We start from the raw sequence: 13,853 nt of genomic DNA on the forward strand, positions 1-13,853 counted from the left end.
TTGTTTCAGGTGTCCGGATATGAAAAAGGCGGCCCGCAGGCCGCCTTTCGCAAAGCTGTGTTGTATTTTTGTCGATCAGGAACCGGCGCCGCTGAGCGTGGTTACCGCGCGGCGGTTCTGCGACCAGCAGGAGATGTCGTCGCACACCGCGACCGGACGCTCCTTGCCGTAGGAAATGGTCTTCAGGCGGCTTGCCGAAACGCCCTTGGAAACCAGGAAGTCGCGGGTGGCGGCGGCACGGCGGGCACCGAGGGCCAGATTGTATTCGCGCGTACCGCGCTCGTCGGCATGACCTTCGACGACGATGGCATACTGCTTGTACTGGTTCAGCCACTGGGCCTGGCGCGAAAGCGTCGTCTGTGCGTCGGCACGGATCGAGGTTGAGTCCGTGTCAAAGAAGATGCGGTCGCCGATGTTGACGGTGAAGTCCTGCGCAGAGCCGGGCGTTGCAGCACCCGCGCCATTGAGGCCAAGGTCGGCGGCGTTGTTCGGCGTCTTCTTCGAGGCGCAACCGGTGATGGCCAGCATCGCCACCAGCGCGATCATGACCGGGTTTCTGGTAAGTGCTGCGATACGGCCCATGCCGCCTCTCCTTCGTATTTCGAGTGATCGTATTCGAGTGATTTCGTTGATCACCCAGTAACCACGTTTGGGTTAACCCGCATTCAAGAAACACGGTTAATATTAGGTTTAGGCTGGTTTAGGTTGCCCGTCCGCAACCTCTTGATCCGAGGCCACAGTTGGCGCGGACCCTAGGCGGAAATGCGGCCAAAACGCGACCAATGCATGGAAAAGGGGCCGAAACGGCCCCTTTTCAGCATGTGTGGCAATTCAGCCGAACCTATTCCAACAACGGCGACCAGGCGGGGTCGGAGGCGAAGTTCGCCGTTGGGATCGGCTGCTCGTTGCGGCCGGTAAGGTCGACCGACACAAGCTTGGGTCCGCCAGCCGAATCGCGGAAGAACATCAGCACGCGGCCATTCGGCGCCCAGGTCGGCCCTTCCTGCTGGAAGCCGGACGACAGGATGCGCTCGCCCGAGCCGTCGGTCTTCATGACGCCGATCTGGAATTCGCCGCCGGTCTGTTTGGTGAAGGCGATGAGATCGCCGCGCGGCGACCATACCGGCGTCGAATAGACGCCGTCGCCAAAAGAGATGCGGGTCTGGCCCGAACCATCTGCGCCCATCACATAGATCTGGGCGCGGCCGCCGCGGTCGGAGGTGAACACCACCTTGCTACCGTCGGGCGAATAGGACGGCGAAGTATCGATGGCGGTCGAGTTGGTCAGCCGCGTCGTCGAGCGGCTGCGCAGGTCCATGGCGAAGATGTTGGAATTGCCGTCGTCGCGCAGCAGGCTCATGATCACCTTCTGGCCGTCGGGCGAGAAGCGCGGCGCAAACGTCATGCCGGGGAAATTGCCGACCAGTTCGCGCTGCCCGGTCTCGATCTGCAAGAGATAGACCCGTGGCTGGCCACTTTCATACGACATGTAAGTGATTTCCTGCCGGTTCGGCGAGAAGCGCGGCGTCAGCACGATCGACTTGCCGTCCGAGAGGTAGCGGACATTGGCGCCGTCCTGATCCATGATCGCCAGACGCTTCTTGCGCGCATTCTTGGCACCGGACTCGTCGATGAACACGACACGCGTGTCGAAATAGCCCTTCTCGCCGGTGATCTTCTCATAGATCGCATCGGCGATGATGTGCGCGACGCGGCGCTGATTGGCGTCGTTGGCGAAAAACTGCTCTCCGGCCAACTGCGTGTTGCCAAAAATATCCCACAGCCGGTACTGGGCGCGGATGCGGCCATCCGCTTCCTTGCTGACGCTTCCGGTCACCAGTGCCTGCGCGTTGATGACCTTCCAGTCTTCATAGCGTGGGGGCGCGTCCGGGTTCGTGATCTTTTCGACAAAGGCCGCCTTGTCGATCGGCGCGAACAGTCCTGACCGTTTCAGATCGGCTGTGACGATTGCCGATATCTGCGCTCCGAGCTCTCCCTGAAAGTCGGGGATGGCGATCGGCATCGGCTCGACATTGCCTTTGTTGACGTTGAGCTCGAGGGTTGCCCGAGCAGGCAAGGTGGCGACAGAAATTATGCCCATCGCCATCGCGGCGACCATCAGGAGCGGCTTGAGGATGGATTTCATGTCTTCTCGCTTCTCTTGCTGATTTTTGGGTGCTCAGGCTAAAGGCCAAGCATCGCTCTTGGATCGAAGTTGACGCGGACGTCAGACCATATGTCCTGCTTCCCCGCGGGAACCTGCAAACCGGCAACGTCACATTTCTGCACGGCGCGAACCGCGCTGGCGTCGAATTGAGGGTTGCCGCTGGACTTTTCGACAGTCGGGCGGCCTTCCAGCTTGCCCGATGCGTCCAGGTTGAAGCGGATGACCACAGTGAAATCCTCGGACCCTTCGAGGCCGACCGGAAGGGTCCAGCAATGACCTAGCTGATCTTCCAGCGCCCCTTGCTCCGACTTCGACAGCTTCTGGCCCTGGTCTTTGTCACCACCCAGCGAGGCCTGCTGCGTCGAGCGCTTGGCGCCGCCACCGGATGGCTTCTGCTTGTCGAGGAGCGCGGTGATCTCGTCGGCGTTGAACTGCTTGTCATCCGACTTCGGCTTGGATGACGCGTCCTTGACCGGCTTGTCGGCATCCTTGCGGTCCGGCGCCTTGGCGCTTTCGGCCTGTGCCGGCTGCGGCTTTGGCCGCGCTTCCGGTGCCGGCGCCGAACTCGGCAGCTGCGTCTCTTCGGTGGGCGGATCCTTGGCTATTGCCTCGGCGACGGCATCCGGCTTCACCTCGGGTGTCGGGTCTATTGCCGCGGTCTTGTCCTGCGGCGGCGGGGTCGGCGCCGGCTTGGCCGGCGTCGGCTTGGGCTCGGTCTGCTTGACCGGCTCGGGCTTGACCTCTTCCTTGGGCGTCGGCGCCGGCGCCACTTCCGTCGCCGGAATGGGCTTCGGTTTTTCCTGCGGCTTCGGCACGTCCTCGGGTTTCGGCTTCTCGATTGGGGTCGGCGCGGGCGGCGGTGCCGAGGTCGTATCGACCGGCTTCGGCTTGGCTTCCGGGGTTATCGGCTTGTCGGTGTCGACAGTGTTTTCGCCGACCTTCTGCGCGACCGGCACGATATCGGGCCGCTGTGTCGGCAACGGCGCCGGCTTTTCATGCATCACGGCCTTCTTGTCGCCCTGCAGCGTCTGCGCGACGGCTTCCGTCGGCACGATCTCGACCGCCACCGACTCGACGTCGGCGGACGGCAACGCGGCCGGCGCCGACAGCGTGAACAGGCCGAAGGCCAGCGCCGCCGTATGCAGGATCACCGATGTGGTGAGGCCGGTCTTCATCGTGGGTCTACTGATCCTGTTCCTGCAGTGAAACCAGACCGATGTTCTTGTAGCCAGCGGCCGAAATGCGAGCCATGACCTTCATCGCAGTGCCATAGTCGGTGGACTTGTCGCCACGGATGAAGATGCGCTCTTCATAACCGGTCTTCGAAATCGCCTGCAGCTTGGCCACCAGTTCCTCGATCGGAATTTCGGTTTCCTGCAGAAAGATCTTGCCGGAGGCATCGATCGAGACGGTGATCGGCTGCGTGTCGGCATTCATCGCCTTGGCCTGCGTGTCCGGCAGGTCGATCGGCACGCCGACGGTGAGCATGGGTGCGGCAACCATGAAGATGATCAGCAGCACCAGCATCACGTCGACCATCGGCGTGACGTTGATTTCCGACATCAGCGCATGGTGACGGCCGCGCCGCCTGTGGCCGCGCCCGCCGCGTCCTCCCATGCCTACGGACATACCCATCTCGTTACTCCTCAGGCCTTGGGCGCGACTTTTTCATCGATTTGGCGCGAGAGTATGGCGGAGAACTCGTCTGAGAACCCTTCCATGCGCACAGCGATCTTGCTCGCATCCGATGACAGCTTGTTATAGGCGATGACGGCGGGAATAGCGGCAAGCAGGCCAATGGCCGTCGCCAGCAGCGCTTCCGCGATGCCGGGCGCAACCACAGCGAGGCTGGTGTTCTTGGATCCGGCGATCGCCTGGAACGAGGTCATGATGCCGATGACCGTGCCAAACAGGCCGATAAAGGGTGCGGCCGAGCCCGTGGTGGCGAGGAAGCCGAGACGGCCCTCAAGCTTCTCCATCTCGCGGGTCAGCGCAAGGTCCATCGCCTTGTCGATGCGGGTCTGCAGCCCGAGCGGCGTTTTGGCGCCCTTCTCGAAACTCTTCTTCCACTCACGCATGGCAGCAACGAAAATGGCGCCCATGCCTGAGGTCTTGCGGTCGGCGAGCGTGCGGTAGAGCTCCTCCAGCGACTGTCCTGACCAGAAGACCTGCTCGAAGCGGTTGAGCGCCAGCCGCATGCGGCCATAGGAGACGAGCTTGTCGACGATGATCGCCCAGGTCCAGACGGAGGCGCAGAGCAAGCCGATCATGACCAGCTTGACCACCCAGCTGGCCGAAAGGAACAGCGACCAAACCGACAATTGCGCGCCCGGATCGGCGAGTGCGATATTTTCCATCGTTACGTCCTTAAGATTTTCCGGGCAAAGCTGGCGGCTGGCCCATGGCATCCCTTGTGGTCGGTTCGCACGAAGCTACCGTGACAACCCCAAACTGTGCCGTTAGCGGCCTTTTCGGGGCAAATATTGGTGAAAGGAAGGCGCAGGATCGCGCCAATCTTCGCCAATCTCTTCATGAACCGTTATGGTTAAGGATGGGTTAGTAAATAAGGCGCGGCGCATTGCCGCGCCCGAGGCGGGGCAGATACAACACCCGGCCGTCGCATGCCGTCTAATCGGCAGCAGGGAAAACCCGAGGCATGAAGGACGCGACCCATTCCTTGGGGAAGCGCCTTGGCCGGCCATTCTCGCCGATGATCGCCGCCTCCACCTTGGCCTCGACCAAAACCTCGTTGCCGCGTTTGAGTTGCTGCGCCATGAAGATGCGCGCGCCGGAAATGGTGTCGGTGCGGGTGTCGACGGTCAGGATATCGTCGATGCGGGCGGGGCTGCGGAAGTCGATCTCCATGCGGCGCACCACCCAGACGATCTTCTCGCCATGCTTGCCGTCGGCAAGTTCCGTGTGATGGACGCCGGTGAGCCTGAGATAGTCGGAGCGGCCGCGCTCGAGGAATTCGAGATAGCGCGCGTGGTAGACGACACCGGAGAAGTCGGTGTCAGCATAATAGACCCGCGCCATCAGCCGGTGGCCGAATTCGGTCAGCGCCCCGGAAATCCCGGCCAGTAATGTCGCCGATTCACCATGATCGTCCATTGCGCTTCCTTTTTCAGTCGCGACGGGCCACCTGTTCCCTACGTGACACGGCATCGGATGGCACTGTTGAGGGCGATGATCAAGAGTTTGATGGCGGCGCTGTTTGTGCTGGTGGCCTTGGCGCTGCCTGGGCAGGCGGCGAGCTTCACCATGAAGCGCGGCCTCAATCTCGACCAGTGGGTCACCTGGCCCGGCGAAGACCGGTGGGGCGACGCCAAGGCGATCCTGCCTTATCCGGAATGGCGAAAGTTCCTCAAGGAGGATGATCTCAAGGCACTGAAGGACGCGGGCTTCGATTTCCTGCGCATGCCCGTCGATCCCTCGCCTTTCCTGTCCGATCAGACCACGGCCCTGCGCGACGATCTCTACGCCAGCGTGCTGGACTCGGTACGCATGATCAACCGCGCCGGCCTGAAGGTGATCGTCGACATGCATCTGATCCCGGCCGGCGGCAGCCGCAAGATCGGCATGGCCGAGGTGATGGACGATCCGCAGACCTTCGACCGCTATGTCGACATGGTGCGCAAGATGGGCCGTACCCTGGCCGGCGAGGATCCTCAAAAGGTCGCCTTCGAATTGATGAACGAACCGATCGTCGACTGCGACAGCGACGGCACCAGCCTGTGGCCTGACCGCCAGCGCAAACTGTTCGCCGCGGCACGATCCTCGGCGACGAAGTTGACCCTGGTCCTGACCGGCGCCTGCTATTCCGCCGCTTCGGCGTTGGAGAAGATCGATCCCAAGGCTATCCCCGACGACAACGTCATCTGGACCTTCCATTCCTACGATCCGTTCCTGCTCACCCATCAGGGTGCGACCTGGGCCGGCGACTTCATCCCCTATGTGACCGGCCTGCCCTATCCGCTGACCGCGGTGCCCAAGGCGCAACTCGACGTGACGCTCGACACCATCCGCGCCCGGATCAAGGCCGAGGCGCCGTGGACACGGCAGAGCGGCCTGCTGGCCTATCTCGACGAGCAGGTTGCCAGCATGGACAGCCCCGACAAGCTGCTTGGCCTGATGGATGCGCCGTTCAGGAAGGTCGAGGCATGGGCGAAGGCCAATGGCATCAAGCCCGAAAACATTACGCTGGGCGAGTTCGGCATGATCCGCCAGGAATACGGCAACGTCTATGTCATGCCACCTGAATACCGCGCTGCGTATGTGAGGGACATGATCACACGCGCCGAAGCGTACGGCTTCTCCTGGTCGGTGTGGAGCTATGGCGGCGCCTTCGGCATCGTCGACGCCTTCAACGGCGACAAGGCCGAGCCGGATGTGATGGACGTAATCCGCTCACTCCACTGAGGCAGATCAGCCGAGATCGATCTGTAGGATTTCCGGCCGCACGCCGAAGCGCACCGGCATGATGGAGAAGCCGAGCCCGCCCGAGACGATCAGATTGCGACCGTTCTCCACGACATGGCCATAGGCATAGCGATTGCCGAAACGCGACGGGACAACAGGTGAATAGCCGAACAGCCGCACCTGCCCGCCATGGGTATGACCGGACAAGGTTAGCGACACCCGCCACGGCACGGTGGCAAAAATGTCGGGCTCATGGGCGAGCAGTATGACAGGCGCGGTGTCGCCGACCTTGGCCAGCGTACCGTCGAGATCGTCCAGTCCCGTCAATCCGGGACGCTCCTTGGTCGGCAGCAGGGCCTGCTGGTCGGCCAACCCGGCGACCCACACGCCGTGCCCATCCTTCTCCAGGCGCACGACATCATTTTCCAGCACGGGGATGCCGACCGCCTCCAACGCCTTTCGCGCTATGGTCGGGCCGGCACCGGCCCGCTGCGCGAAGCCGTCGTGCCACCAGTCATGGTTGCCAAGGATCGAATGCACGCCGAGCGGCGCCTTGAGGCCCGACAGTGCCGATGCCCATTGCGATGGCGTCACCCCGCCCGTCACCATGCGCATGCCGGCGATATAGTCGCCAAGCAGAACGATTACGTCCGGCTGCAGCGCATTCGCATCCTCGACAAGCGAGGCTATCCGTTCCGGTGTCATCCAGGGCCGGCAGGCATGGATATCCGCAAGGGCCACGACGCGCAGCTTCAGGCCATCCGGCCAATGCGGCGGCGTCAGCGCATAGCGCTTCACATGCGTCAGCAGCATCGGCTCAATGCCGACCGCATAGGCGCCGAGCGCCGCAGCGGTCACAAACGAGCCGCCGATGAAACGCAGGAACCCGCGTCTGGTTATCATTTGGCTCCGAGCCCCTTGGATCACGGCGCTGTGCCGCAAGCCGGCGATAAAATCCATGATTGCGCCGGCAAACGGACAAAGATGAGGAGAATTTGCGCACGGACAGTCACAGATGCTTGATCACTGGTCAGGGAACCCACGCCTAGTCAATTGCGTCGCTATTCTTCCTGGAACAGGTTGATCTGTTGCTGCGCCAGATCCTTCGGCGCGTCGAGGCCGAGATGCCGCCAGGCATTGGCAGTCAGCATGCGGCCGCGCGGCGTGCGCTGGATGAAACCCTGCTGGATCAGATAAGGCTCGATGATGTCCTCGATGGCGTCGCGCGGCTCGGAAAGGCCCGCCGCGATCGTCTCGATGCCGACCGGTCCGCCACCGAAATTGCGGGCGATCATGTTGAGATACCGCCGATCGAGCGCGTCGAGGCCGAGCGCGTCGACCTCCAGCCGGATCAGCGCCTCGTCGGCGATCTTGCGGTCGACATGGCCGTCGCCCGCGACCGCGGCGAAATCGCGCACGCGGCGCAACAGCCGTCCGGCAATGCGCGGCGTGCCGCGCGCGCGCCGCGCGATCTCGAGCGCGCCATCATCACCGAGCGGCATTTGCAGGATGCGCGCGCCGCGCCGCACGATCTGTTCGAGTTCCTCGACCGTGTAGAAGTTGAGCCGCACCGGAATGCCGAAACGGTCGCGCAACGGATTGGTGAGCAGGCCGAGACGTGTCGTGGCAGCGACGAGAGTGAACTTGGCAAGGTCGATCTTGACCGAGCGCGCCGCCGGTCCCTCGCCGATGATCAGATCGAGCTGGAAATCCTCCATCGCCGGATAGAGGATTTCCTCCACCGCCGGGCTCAGTCTGTGGATCTCGTCGATGAACAGCACGTCGCCTTCTTCAAGATTGGTGAGTAGGGCGGCGAGATCGCCCGCCTTGGCGATGACCGGGCCTGAGGTCGAGCGGAAATTGACGCCGAGTTCACGCGCCATGATCTGCGCCAGCGTCGTCTTGCCCAGACCGGGTGGCCCGACGAACAGCACATGGTCGAGCGCCTCGTTGCGACCCTTGGCGGCCTCGATGAAGACCTTGAGATTGGCCCGCACCGCCGCCTGGCCGACGAAATCGGCAAGCGTCTGCGGCCGCAAGGTCTGCTCGGCATCCTCGCCGCGCTTTTCCGGAGCGATGAGGCGGGGCGACAGGCTCATGCGAGCAATTCCATACCGGCAATGGCTCTGGCAGCCCGCTGATCAAAGGTGACAGTATGGGAGCAACCGAGATTTCGATTGTGCTCGGCGATCAGCGCATCGGCAAAATCCACATGCGGCAAATTCGATCTTTCGAGCGCAATCACGATAGCATCGAAATCCTCAAAGACTAACGTCCTGATCTTTAGCAGTCGCTGGATTGCAGCCAGCACCTGTTCTTTAGGTAGCCTGTAGCGCGAACTCAGCGACCAGCCCAATTCGACTAGCACGATCAGGCTCACAAAGCCGAACTTATCCTCTTTGAGGCTTTCGCCGAATGCGAGAGCCTTTACGCGTTGCTCCGCATCGTCGTTGAGCACCATTCGAAGCAGAACGTTCGTATCAATGCCTATAGACGTCACGTGTCGCCCTCTTGCCGGCTCCGGGGCTTGTCTCCGACAACGTGCCGGCCAACAGCATCCTGCACCGCGGCGTCGATTTCTTCCAATGATGCTGGACCACCGGGCGGATCTCCCAGAAATCCGGCGAGGTCGGCGAATTCGAGATTGCGGGGCGTCCCAACCAAATTGCCGTCGACGACCGTCCAGGCGATCATGTCACCTGTTTTCAGCGACAACGCGTCCCTGACATCCTTTGGTATTGTGAGCTGGCCTTTCGAGGTCAGACTAGCGTACGCGCCCATTTTCTTACTTTCCAAGAAATTTCTTACCGATCATATGATAGTCGGAATTTTTTTCCAACAACCATATCACCGTGCCAGTTCCTTCAGCCCGAAGCGGATCAGCTTCGGCGCGTCCGCGCCCTCGCCCGCCGTCTTCAGCGCCGCCGCTACAGCATTGGCGGCGGTGTCGCGCGAATAGCCGAGATTGACCAGGGCCGACACCGCGTCGGTGATCGGCGCCGGCGCCACGCCTTCGCCGAGCTCCTGCTTCAGGCCGATGGTGCCAGAGGCCGAACCCGCATAGGCCGGCGCCTTGCTCTTCAATTCGGTGACGATGCGCTCGGCCACCTTCTTGCCGACGCCGGGCGCGCGCGAAACCATGGCGATGTCGCGCAGCGCAATGGCATTGGCGAGATCGGCTGGCGTCAGCGTCGACAGGATGGCCAGCGCCACCTTGGCACCGACGCCCGGCACGTTGTTCATCAAGAGCCGGAACCACTCGCGCTCGAGCTGCGACTGGAAGCCGTAGAGGCGCAGCATGTCCTCGCGCACATAGGTCTCGATGAACAGCACCACCGCCTCGCCGGGCGAAGGCAGTGCGGCCAGCGTGCGCGCCGAGCAATAGGCGACATAGCCGACGCCATGAATATCGACGAGGCAATGGTCTTCGTCGATCTCGTCCAACGTGCCCCTGAGCTTGCCGATCATGCCAGATCTTTCATGGAAGATGGGCCCTCATGGGTGCGTTTCCGGAGAGATGATGTCGAGGTCGGGAAAGTAATTGCGATAACGCGCGGCGTCGCGTGTCAAAAGACGATGCCCGGCAACGGTCGCATGAGCGCCGATGAAGAAGTCCGGCAAAGTTCGTTCGCGAACACCGCCGGCCCGGCGATAGCGGGAATGCGTGACACCCGCAAGAAACGCTGCGTCCCAAGGTACAAGTTCGCGATCCATCTCGAGCATGTCGACGGCTTTCCGAAGCGCGCTCTCTGTCGCGATCAATGGCGCCAACTCCGACCAGACGATGGCATTGACGACCAATGCGCCGTCGCCGCGGCAAGAGGCGATTGCAGACGCTGACCATTCCGTCAGCGGTCCGGCCGGCCCCCAAACGTCGATGAGGACATTGGTGTCAATCAACGTCGAGATCTTCACGCGGGCCTCTCAACCACTCCATGTACCCGTCGGCGCTCATGCCTCCCAGATCCAGCGTGTCCGCCATGCTGTTGAGAGTATCCCTGAACCTGCGCGCGGCTTCTTCGTCGGAAAGGTTTTCATTGACGGCAACGAGCCGAGCCCCTTCCTCGGTGGCCACGAACTCAACCTCGGAACCCGGGCCGATGCCCAGATGATCCCTTATCGGCTTGGGGATTGTCACTTGCCCCTTGGTGGTCACGCGCATGGTAATACCTCTGCGGTATTACTTATCCTCGCAGGGTGAACAAGTCAAGAACATCGCTAGCCGGCAAGCGCCATCCGGTAAGCCACGCTCTGCCGGTGATGCGCGTGGCAAATGGCGATGGCCAGTGCATCGGCGGCATGTTCGGTGTCGAAGGTGGCCTTTGGCAGCAGCACCTTCACCATCATGTGGATCTGCTTCTTGTCGCCATGGCCAACGCCGATGACCGCCTTCTTCACCGCATTGGGCGCGTATTCAGCAACGACGAGGCCGGCCCGCGCCGGCACCAGCATGGCGATGCCGCGCGCCTGGCCGAGCTTCAGCGTCGCCACCGCATCCTTGTTGACGAAGGTCTGTTCGACGGCGGCCTCATGCGGCATTGCCGTATGCAGGATTTCGGCGAGCCCGTCATGCAATTGGCAGAGCCGTGTCGCCAGCGCCGCCTTGTCCTCGGACCGTACCGTGCCCGAAGCGATGAAGCGCAAGGAATTGCCGAGGCTCTCGACAATGCCCCAGCCGGTGCGCCTGAGCCCCGGATCAATACCGATAATGCGAATCGCTTCCCCCATCCGGCCACTTTACCTCCGGTGGATAGCGATGCCAGCGAAATGTGAACAAACCGGAAACGAAATGCCGAAAGATATCAGCCCCGGGCGAAAGCCGTGTTGAGCAGGCTGATCTGGTCCGAAACCGGATTGGGGCGACGGGCCATGGGCTGCATGTCAACTACGGCGCCGGCGCCGTAGATCTCGTCATCCATGCGGCGCACCAGCGCCTGCAGGCGAAGCGAGCGGTTGACGAGATCGAGGAAATCCTTGGGCAGTTCGGCCCAGCCGGTGGCTTCATCGTGGGCGGAAGCGGTGTCGAGACGGACCTTGGACTTTTCCGAAGCCACCTGGTCGCGGGTCATCTCGCCGGAATTCGCCGCACGTTGCAAAAGCAGCCAGGAGGCAACCTGCATCAGCCGGGTGGTCAGCCGCATCGATTCGGCCGCGTAAAGCGTGGCGGCCAGCCGCGACAGCTTCTTGGCCTCGGCGCGGCCCTTGCCGTCGAGATATTCGGCGGCCTGTTCAACCAGGCCCATGCCTTCCTGGTAGAGCGGTTTGAAGGAGTGCGAAAAAACCCGACGCTCCGCCAGCTTCACGGTTTTCGCGCTGCCCTTCGAAGGCTCGTTCATTGAATACGCCCCTGCACTTGCAACCGGCCGATTCGGCTCACTGCCGATACACCCGGAACCCTATAAGACTGAAGCTTGAAAATGCGCTTCGCGGGGGGTGAAGGCAAGCACATGTTTAACAGAAGGTTAACGGCCATTCCCTGCGCAGAGATCAGCCGGAATCCGGGCAAAAAAAGAGCCGCGGATAAGGCGGCTCTCAGGAGTTTAACAGGGAGGCGTCAAACAAAGTGGCTCCAACCACTCGGTAAGAATCCAGATCACTGGATGAACATAGTAAACACCTGTAAAGCTTAATGAAGTCTTAACGGCGCCGATTTTTTGACCAAACGCCGCGTTTCTGTGCCGTAACAGCACAGCCCCAAGAGCCTCTCGGCTTCCGGCTCAGGCCTTTTTCCACACGACAGGCAGGGCGATAAAGGCAAACAGCAGCATGCCCGCATAGAAGCCGATCGAGGAGATTCCCAGCAGCGGTTCTATCCCCGGATTACCGGCGAGCAGAATGTAGAGGCCGATCATGAGCCCGATGCCGCTGATCGCCGTCAGCCAGAAATGAATCTTGGCGAGCACCTTTTGCCCGGCGGCGGGAAACAGATGGTAGAAGAAGGCGAAGACCGCCGACATCAGCCATCCCGCCACCATCGTGTGCGCGTGAGTCGGCATCTGACCATGGTCTTCGCTGATCGCCATGTGGATGCCGAGCGCCATGCCGCACAAAGCATAGATGATCGCCAGCGTGAAGAAATTCCGTGCTACCCCTTGCATGTATGTCCCCTCGAGTTGCCTTTTTCCCCGTTTTCGGGAATGGGTTGATCGTCAGGCGATCCTGTCGCCACCGGGCTCCCGGCGTCCGCGCACTAGCATCGGTACTGTTTCAAGACGATGTCGCGCCGACCCCTCCCGACGCTTGTGACAATAACAGAAAACCCGGCGGCGCGTTTGCCATCTCAACAGCGTCATGCGTTGGCGGAGGCTGAAACAGAGCCGGTTTTTTCGCGGCATCGTTCCGAAACAGGCACGGCGTTAAACGCTTGGTCATCGAAGCGGCGGGCACGGGAGCACGCGTCGTCCTCCAACATTGGGGACCGGGGAGACAACCATGGACTGGTATTCCATCGTCAAATTGCTGCACATTCTCTCGGCGACCCTTTGGGTCGGCGGCGGCTTCACGCTGATCGTGCTGGCGACGCTGGCCGATCGGGCCGGAAACATCCCGGGAACGCTGCAGGCGATGCGTGCCACCGGCGAGCTGGGCAACAGGTTCTTCGCGCCGATGTCGATACTGACACTGGCCCTCGGATTGATCATGTGCTGGTTCTGGGTCGGCTTCTCGCAATTGTGGATCCTGATTGGCCTTGCCGGCTACGCCACCACCTTCTGCATCGGCATGTTCGTCTTCAAGCCCACCGCCGAGCGCATGGCCGCGATGGTTGCCAGGGATGGCGTGACGCCCGCAGCCCTTGCCTGTGGCCAGCGCATCTTGCGGGCGGCACGTTTCGATTATGCGGTGATGCTGGTCATCATTACCGACATGGTGCTGAAGCCGACCCTGCACGACTTCGCCGTCCTGGCCGGCATGGTGCTGGTCCTTGCCGGGGGCGCCACGCTGGCGCTTGGCCGGCCACGGCGCCTGGTGCCAAACGCCGCCTGAATCTGCACCTGCATCTAGGGTCAGGACCTATTAAAGTTCTTGCGGAGACAGCAAACGGCTGATTCATTGGCGGTGCGAGGAGGCGCTGCAATGAGTGATTTGATCTGGCTGTCGGAGGCGCAGATGCGCCGGATCGAGCGGCATTTCCCGCTGTCTCACGGAGTGCCCAGGGTCGATGATCGGCGGATCGTCAGTGGCATCATCTTCGTGATCAGGAACGGCCTTCGGTGGCGCGACGCGCCCAGCGAGTATGGTCCCCACAAGACGATCTACAACCGCTTCA

Annotated in this window: 19 protein-coding genes; 3 read left to right on the top strand and 16 right to left on the bottom strand. The window is 61.9% G+C overall.

What is annotated here, in order from left to right; all coding sequences use genetic code 11:
• Nucleotides 1-75 precede the first annotated feature (75 nt).
• The 6 genes from pal to ybgC all read right to left on the bottom strand — a co-directional run bounded on the left by pal (nucleotide 76) and on the right by ybgC (nucleotide 5,278).
• Nucleotides 76-582 (bottom strand): peptidoglycan-associated lipoprotein Pal, encoded by a 507-nt coding sequence (gene pal, locus A3A9_RS0113295; protein ID WP_027031608.1) that lies wholly within the window; start codon nucleotides 580-582, stop codon nucleotides 76-78.
• 259 nt (nucleotides 583-841) lie between these two features.
• Nucleotides 842-2,146, bottom strand: a complete 1,305-nt coding sequence (gene tolB, locus A3A9_RS0113300; RefSeq protein WP_027031609.1) for a Tol-Pal system beta propeller repeat protein TolB — start codon at nucleotides 2,144-2,146, stop codon at nucleotides 842-844.
• Nucleotides 2,147-2,184: 38 nt separating this feature from the next.
• A complete protein-coding gene (locus tag A3A9_RS0113305; RefSeq protein WP_027059217.1) occupies nucleotides 2,185-3,342 on the bottom strand; it encodes a TonB family protein in 1,158 nt (385 codons plus the stop codon).
• A gap of 7 nt (nucleotides 3,343-3,349) precedes the next feature.
• Complete coding sequence (tolR, locus tag A3A9_RS0113310; protein ID WP_027031611.1) at nucleotides 3,350-3,802, bottom strand: protein TolR; 453 nt, start codon at nucleotides 3,800-3,802, stop codon at nucleotides 3,350-3,352.
• 11 nt (nucleotides 3,803-3,813) lie between these two features.
• Entirely contained in the window at nucleotides 3,814-4,524 is a 711-nt protein-coding gene (tolQ, locus tag A3A9_RS0113315) for a protein TolQ (RefSeq protein ID WP_027059218.1), read from the bottom strand.
• 271 nt (nucleotides 4,525-4,795) lie between these two features.
• Complete coding sequence (gene ybgC, locus A3A9_RS0113320) at nucleotides 4,796-5,278, bottom strand: tol-pal system-associated acyl-CoA thioesterase (RefSeq protein WP_027059219.1); 483 nt, start codon at nucleotides 5,276-5,278, stop codon at nucleotides 4,796-4,798.
• A 57-nt stretch (nucleotides 5,279-5,335) separates the two neighbouring features.
• Between ybgC and A3A9_RS0113325 the strand changes: the two genes are divergently transcribed.
• Nucleotides 5,336-6,586, top strand: a complete 1,251-nt coding sequence (locus tag A3A9_RS0113325; RefSeq protein ID WP_027059220.1) for a glycoside hydrolase family 5 protein — start codon at nucleotides 5,336-5,338, stop codon at nucleotides 6,584-6,586.
• A 6-nt stretch (nucleotides 6,587-6,592) separates the two neighbouring features.
• On the opposite strand, the gene A3A9_RS0113330 is transcribed toward A3A9_RS0113325, so the two are convergent.
• From A3A9_RS0113330 to A3A9_RS0113375, 10 genes are all read right to left on the bottom strand, one after another.
• Nucleotides 6,593-7,489 carry a metallophosphoesterase gene (locus A3A9_RS0113330; RefSeq protein ID WP_027059221.1) on the bottom strand — a complete coding sequence of 299 codons (897 nt, stop codon included), beginning with the start codon at nucleotides 7,487-7,489 and terminating at the stop codon, nucleotides 6,593-6,595.
• 158 nt (nucleotides 7,490-7,647) lie between these two features.
• A complete protein-coding gene (ruvB, locus tag A3A9_RS0113335; RefSeq protein ID WP_027059222.1) occupies nucleotides 7,648-8,685 on the bottom strand; it encodes a Holliday junction branch migration DNA helicase RuvB in 1,038 nt (345 codons plus the stop codon).
• Nucleotides 8,682-9,086, bottom strand: coding sequence for a PIN domain-containing protein (locus A3A9_RS0113340; protein ID WP_027059223.1), 405 nt, complete (start codon nucleotides 9,084-9,086; stop codon nucleotides 8,682-8,684). The genes ruvB and A3A9_RS0113340 overlap by 4 nt, the downstream gene beginning before the upstream one ends.
• A complete protein-coding gene (locus A3A9_RS0113345; RefSeq protein ID WP_245279029.1) occupies nucleotides 9,083-9,382 on the bottom strand; it encodes an AbrB/MazE/SpoVT family DNA-binding domain-containing protein in 300 nt (99 codons plus the stop codon). The genes A3A9_RS0113340 and A3A9_RS0113345 overlap by 4 nt, the downstream gene beginning before the upstream one ends.
• A gap of 51 nt (nucleotides 9,383-9,433) precedes the next feature.
• Nucleotides 9,434-10,054, bottom strand: a complete 621-nt coding sequence (gene ruvA / locus A3A9_RS0113350) for a Holliday junction branch migration protein RuvA (protein WP_027059225.1) — start codon at nucleotides 10,052-10,054, stop codon at nucleotides 9,434-9,436.
• Between the two features lie 27 nt (nucleotides 10,055-10,081).
• Entirely contained in the window at nucleotides 10,082-10,501 is a 420-nt protein-coding gene (locus A3A9_RS0113355) for a type II toxin-antitoxin system VapC family toxin (RefSeq protein WP_027059226.1), read from the bottom strand.
• Nucleotides 10,479-10,748, bottom strand: coding sequence for an AbrB/MazE/SpoVT family DNA-binding domain-containing protein (locus A3A9_RS0113360; RefSeq protein ID WP_027059227.1), 270 nt, complete (start codon nucleotides 10,746-10,748; stop codon nucleotides 10,479-10,481). The genes A3A9_RS0113355 and A3A9_RS0113360 overlap by 23 nt, the downstream gene beginning before the upstream one ends.
• A 56-nt stretch (nucleotides 10,749-10,804) precedes the next feature.
• Nucleotides 10,805-11,314: a crossover junction endodeoxyribonuclease RuvC gene (ruvC, locus tag A3A9_RS0113365; protein WP_027059228.1), complete on the bottom strand. Its 510-nt coding sequence runs from the start codon at nucleotides 11,312-11,314 to the stop codon at nucleotides 10,805-10,807.
• Nucleotides 11,315-11,388: 74 nt separating this feature from the next.
• Entirely contained in the window at nucleotides 11,389-11,922 is a 534-nt protein-coding gene (locus tag A3A9_RS0113370; protein ID WP_027059229.1) for a DUF1465 family protein, read from the bottom strand.
• 381 nt (nucleotides 11,923-12,303) lie between these two features.
• Nucleotides 12,304-12,684: a hypothetical protein gene (locus tag A3A9_RS0113375; RefSeq protein ID WP_027059230.1), complete on the bottom strand. Its 381-nt coding sequence runs from the start codon at nucleotides 12,682-12,684 to the stop codon at nucleotides 12,304-12,306.
• Between the two features lie 334 nt (nucleotides 12,685-13,018).
• Here A3A9_RS0113375 and A3A9_RS0113380 point away from each other — a divergent pair, with 334 nt between their 5' ends.
• Both A3A9_RS0113380 and A3A9_RS0113385 read left to right on the top strand, forming a co-directional pair.
• Nucleotides 13,019-13,570, top strand: a complete 552-nt coding sequence (locus tag A3A9_RS0113380) for a DUF2269 family protein (RefSeq protein WP_027059231.1) — start codon at nucleotides 13,019-13,021, stop codon at nucleotides 13,568-13,570.
• 90 nt (nucleotides 13,571-13,660) lie between these two features.
• A partial coding sequence (locus A3A9_RS0113385) for a transposase (RefSeq protein ID WP_027059232.1) occupies nucleotides 13,661-13,853 on the top strand: 193 nt, incomplete at its 3' end.

Source organism: Mesorhizobium loti CJ3sym (assembly GCF_000472785.1).
Taxonomy (GTDB): domain Bacteria; phylum Pseudomonadota; class Alphaproteobacteria; order Rhizobiales; family Rhizobiaceae; genus Mesorhizobium; species Mesorhizobium loti_E.

Bases quoted from the DNA above. Each gene is read 5' to 3' on its own strand.
- ruvB (WP_027059222.1), bottom strand. From the start codon at position 8,685: ATGAGCCTGTCGCCCCGCCTCATCGCTCCGGAAAAGCGCGGCGAGGAT.
- A3A9_RS0113330 (WP_027059221.1), bottom strand. From the start codon at position 7,489: ATGATAACCAGACGCGGGTTCCTGCGTTTCATCGGCGGCTCGTTTGTG.
- A3A9_RS0113360 (WP_027059227.1), bottom strand. From the start codon at position 10,748: ATGCGCGTGACCACCAAGGGGCAAGTGACAATCCCCAAGCCGATAAGG.
- A3A9_RS0113305 (WP_027059217.1), bottom strand. From the start codon at position 3,342: ATGAAGACCGGCCTCACCACATCGGTGATCCTGCATACGGCGGCGCTG.
- ybgC (WP_027059219.1), bottom strand. From the start codon at position 5,278: ATGGACGATCATGGTGAATCGGCGACATTACTGGCCGGGATTTCCGGG.
- tolQ (WP_027059218.1), bottom strand. From the start codon at position 4,524: ATGGAAAATATCGCACTCGCCGATCCGGGCGCGCAATTGTCGGTTTGG.
- A3A9_RS0113325 (WP_027059220.1), top strand. From the start codon at position 5,336: ATGGCACTGTTGAGGGCGATGATCAAGAGTTTGATGGCGGCGCTGTTT.
- tolR (WP_027031611.1), bottom strand. From the start codon at position 3,802: ATGGGTATGTCCGTAGGCATGGGAGGACGCGGCGGGCGCGGCCACAGG.
- A3A9_RS0113375 (WP_027059230.1), bottom strand. From the start codon at position 12,684: ATGCAAGGGGTAGCACGGAATTTCTTCACGCTGGCGATCATCTATGCT.
- tolB (WP_027031609.1), bottom strand. From the start codon at position 2,146: ATGAAATCCATCCTCAAGCCGCTCCTGATGGTCGCCGCGATGGCGATG.
- pal (WP_027031608.1), bottom strand. From the start codon at position 582: ATGGGCCGTATCGCAGCACTTACCAGAAACCCGGTCATGATCGCGCTG.
- A3A9_RS0113380 (WP_027059231.1), top strand. From the start codon at position 13,019: ATGGACTGGTATTCCATCGTCAAATTGCTGCACATTCTCTCGGCGACC.
- A3A9_RS0113370 (WP_027059229.1), bottom strand. From the start codon at position 11,922: ATGAACGAGCCTTCGAAGGGCAGCGCGAAAACCGTGAAGCTGGCGGAG.
- ruvC (WP_027059228.1), bottom strand. From the start codon at position 11,314: ATGGGGGAAGCGATTCGCATTATCGGTATTGATCCGGGGCTCAGGCGC.
- ruvA (WP_027059225.1), bottom strand. From the start codon at position 10,054: ATGATCGGCAAGCTCAGGGGCACGTTGGACGAGATCGACGAAGACCAT.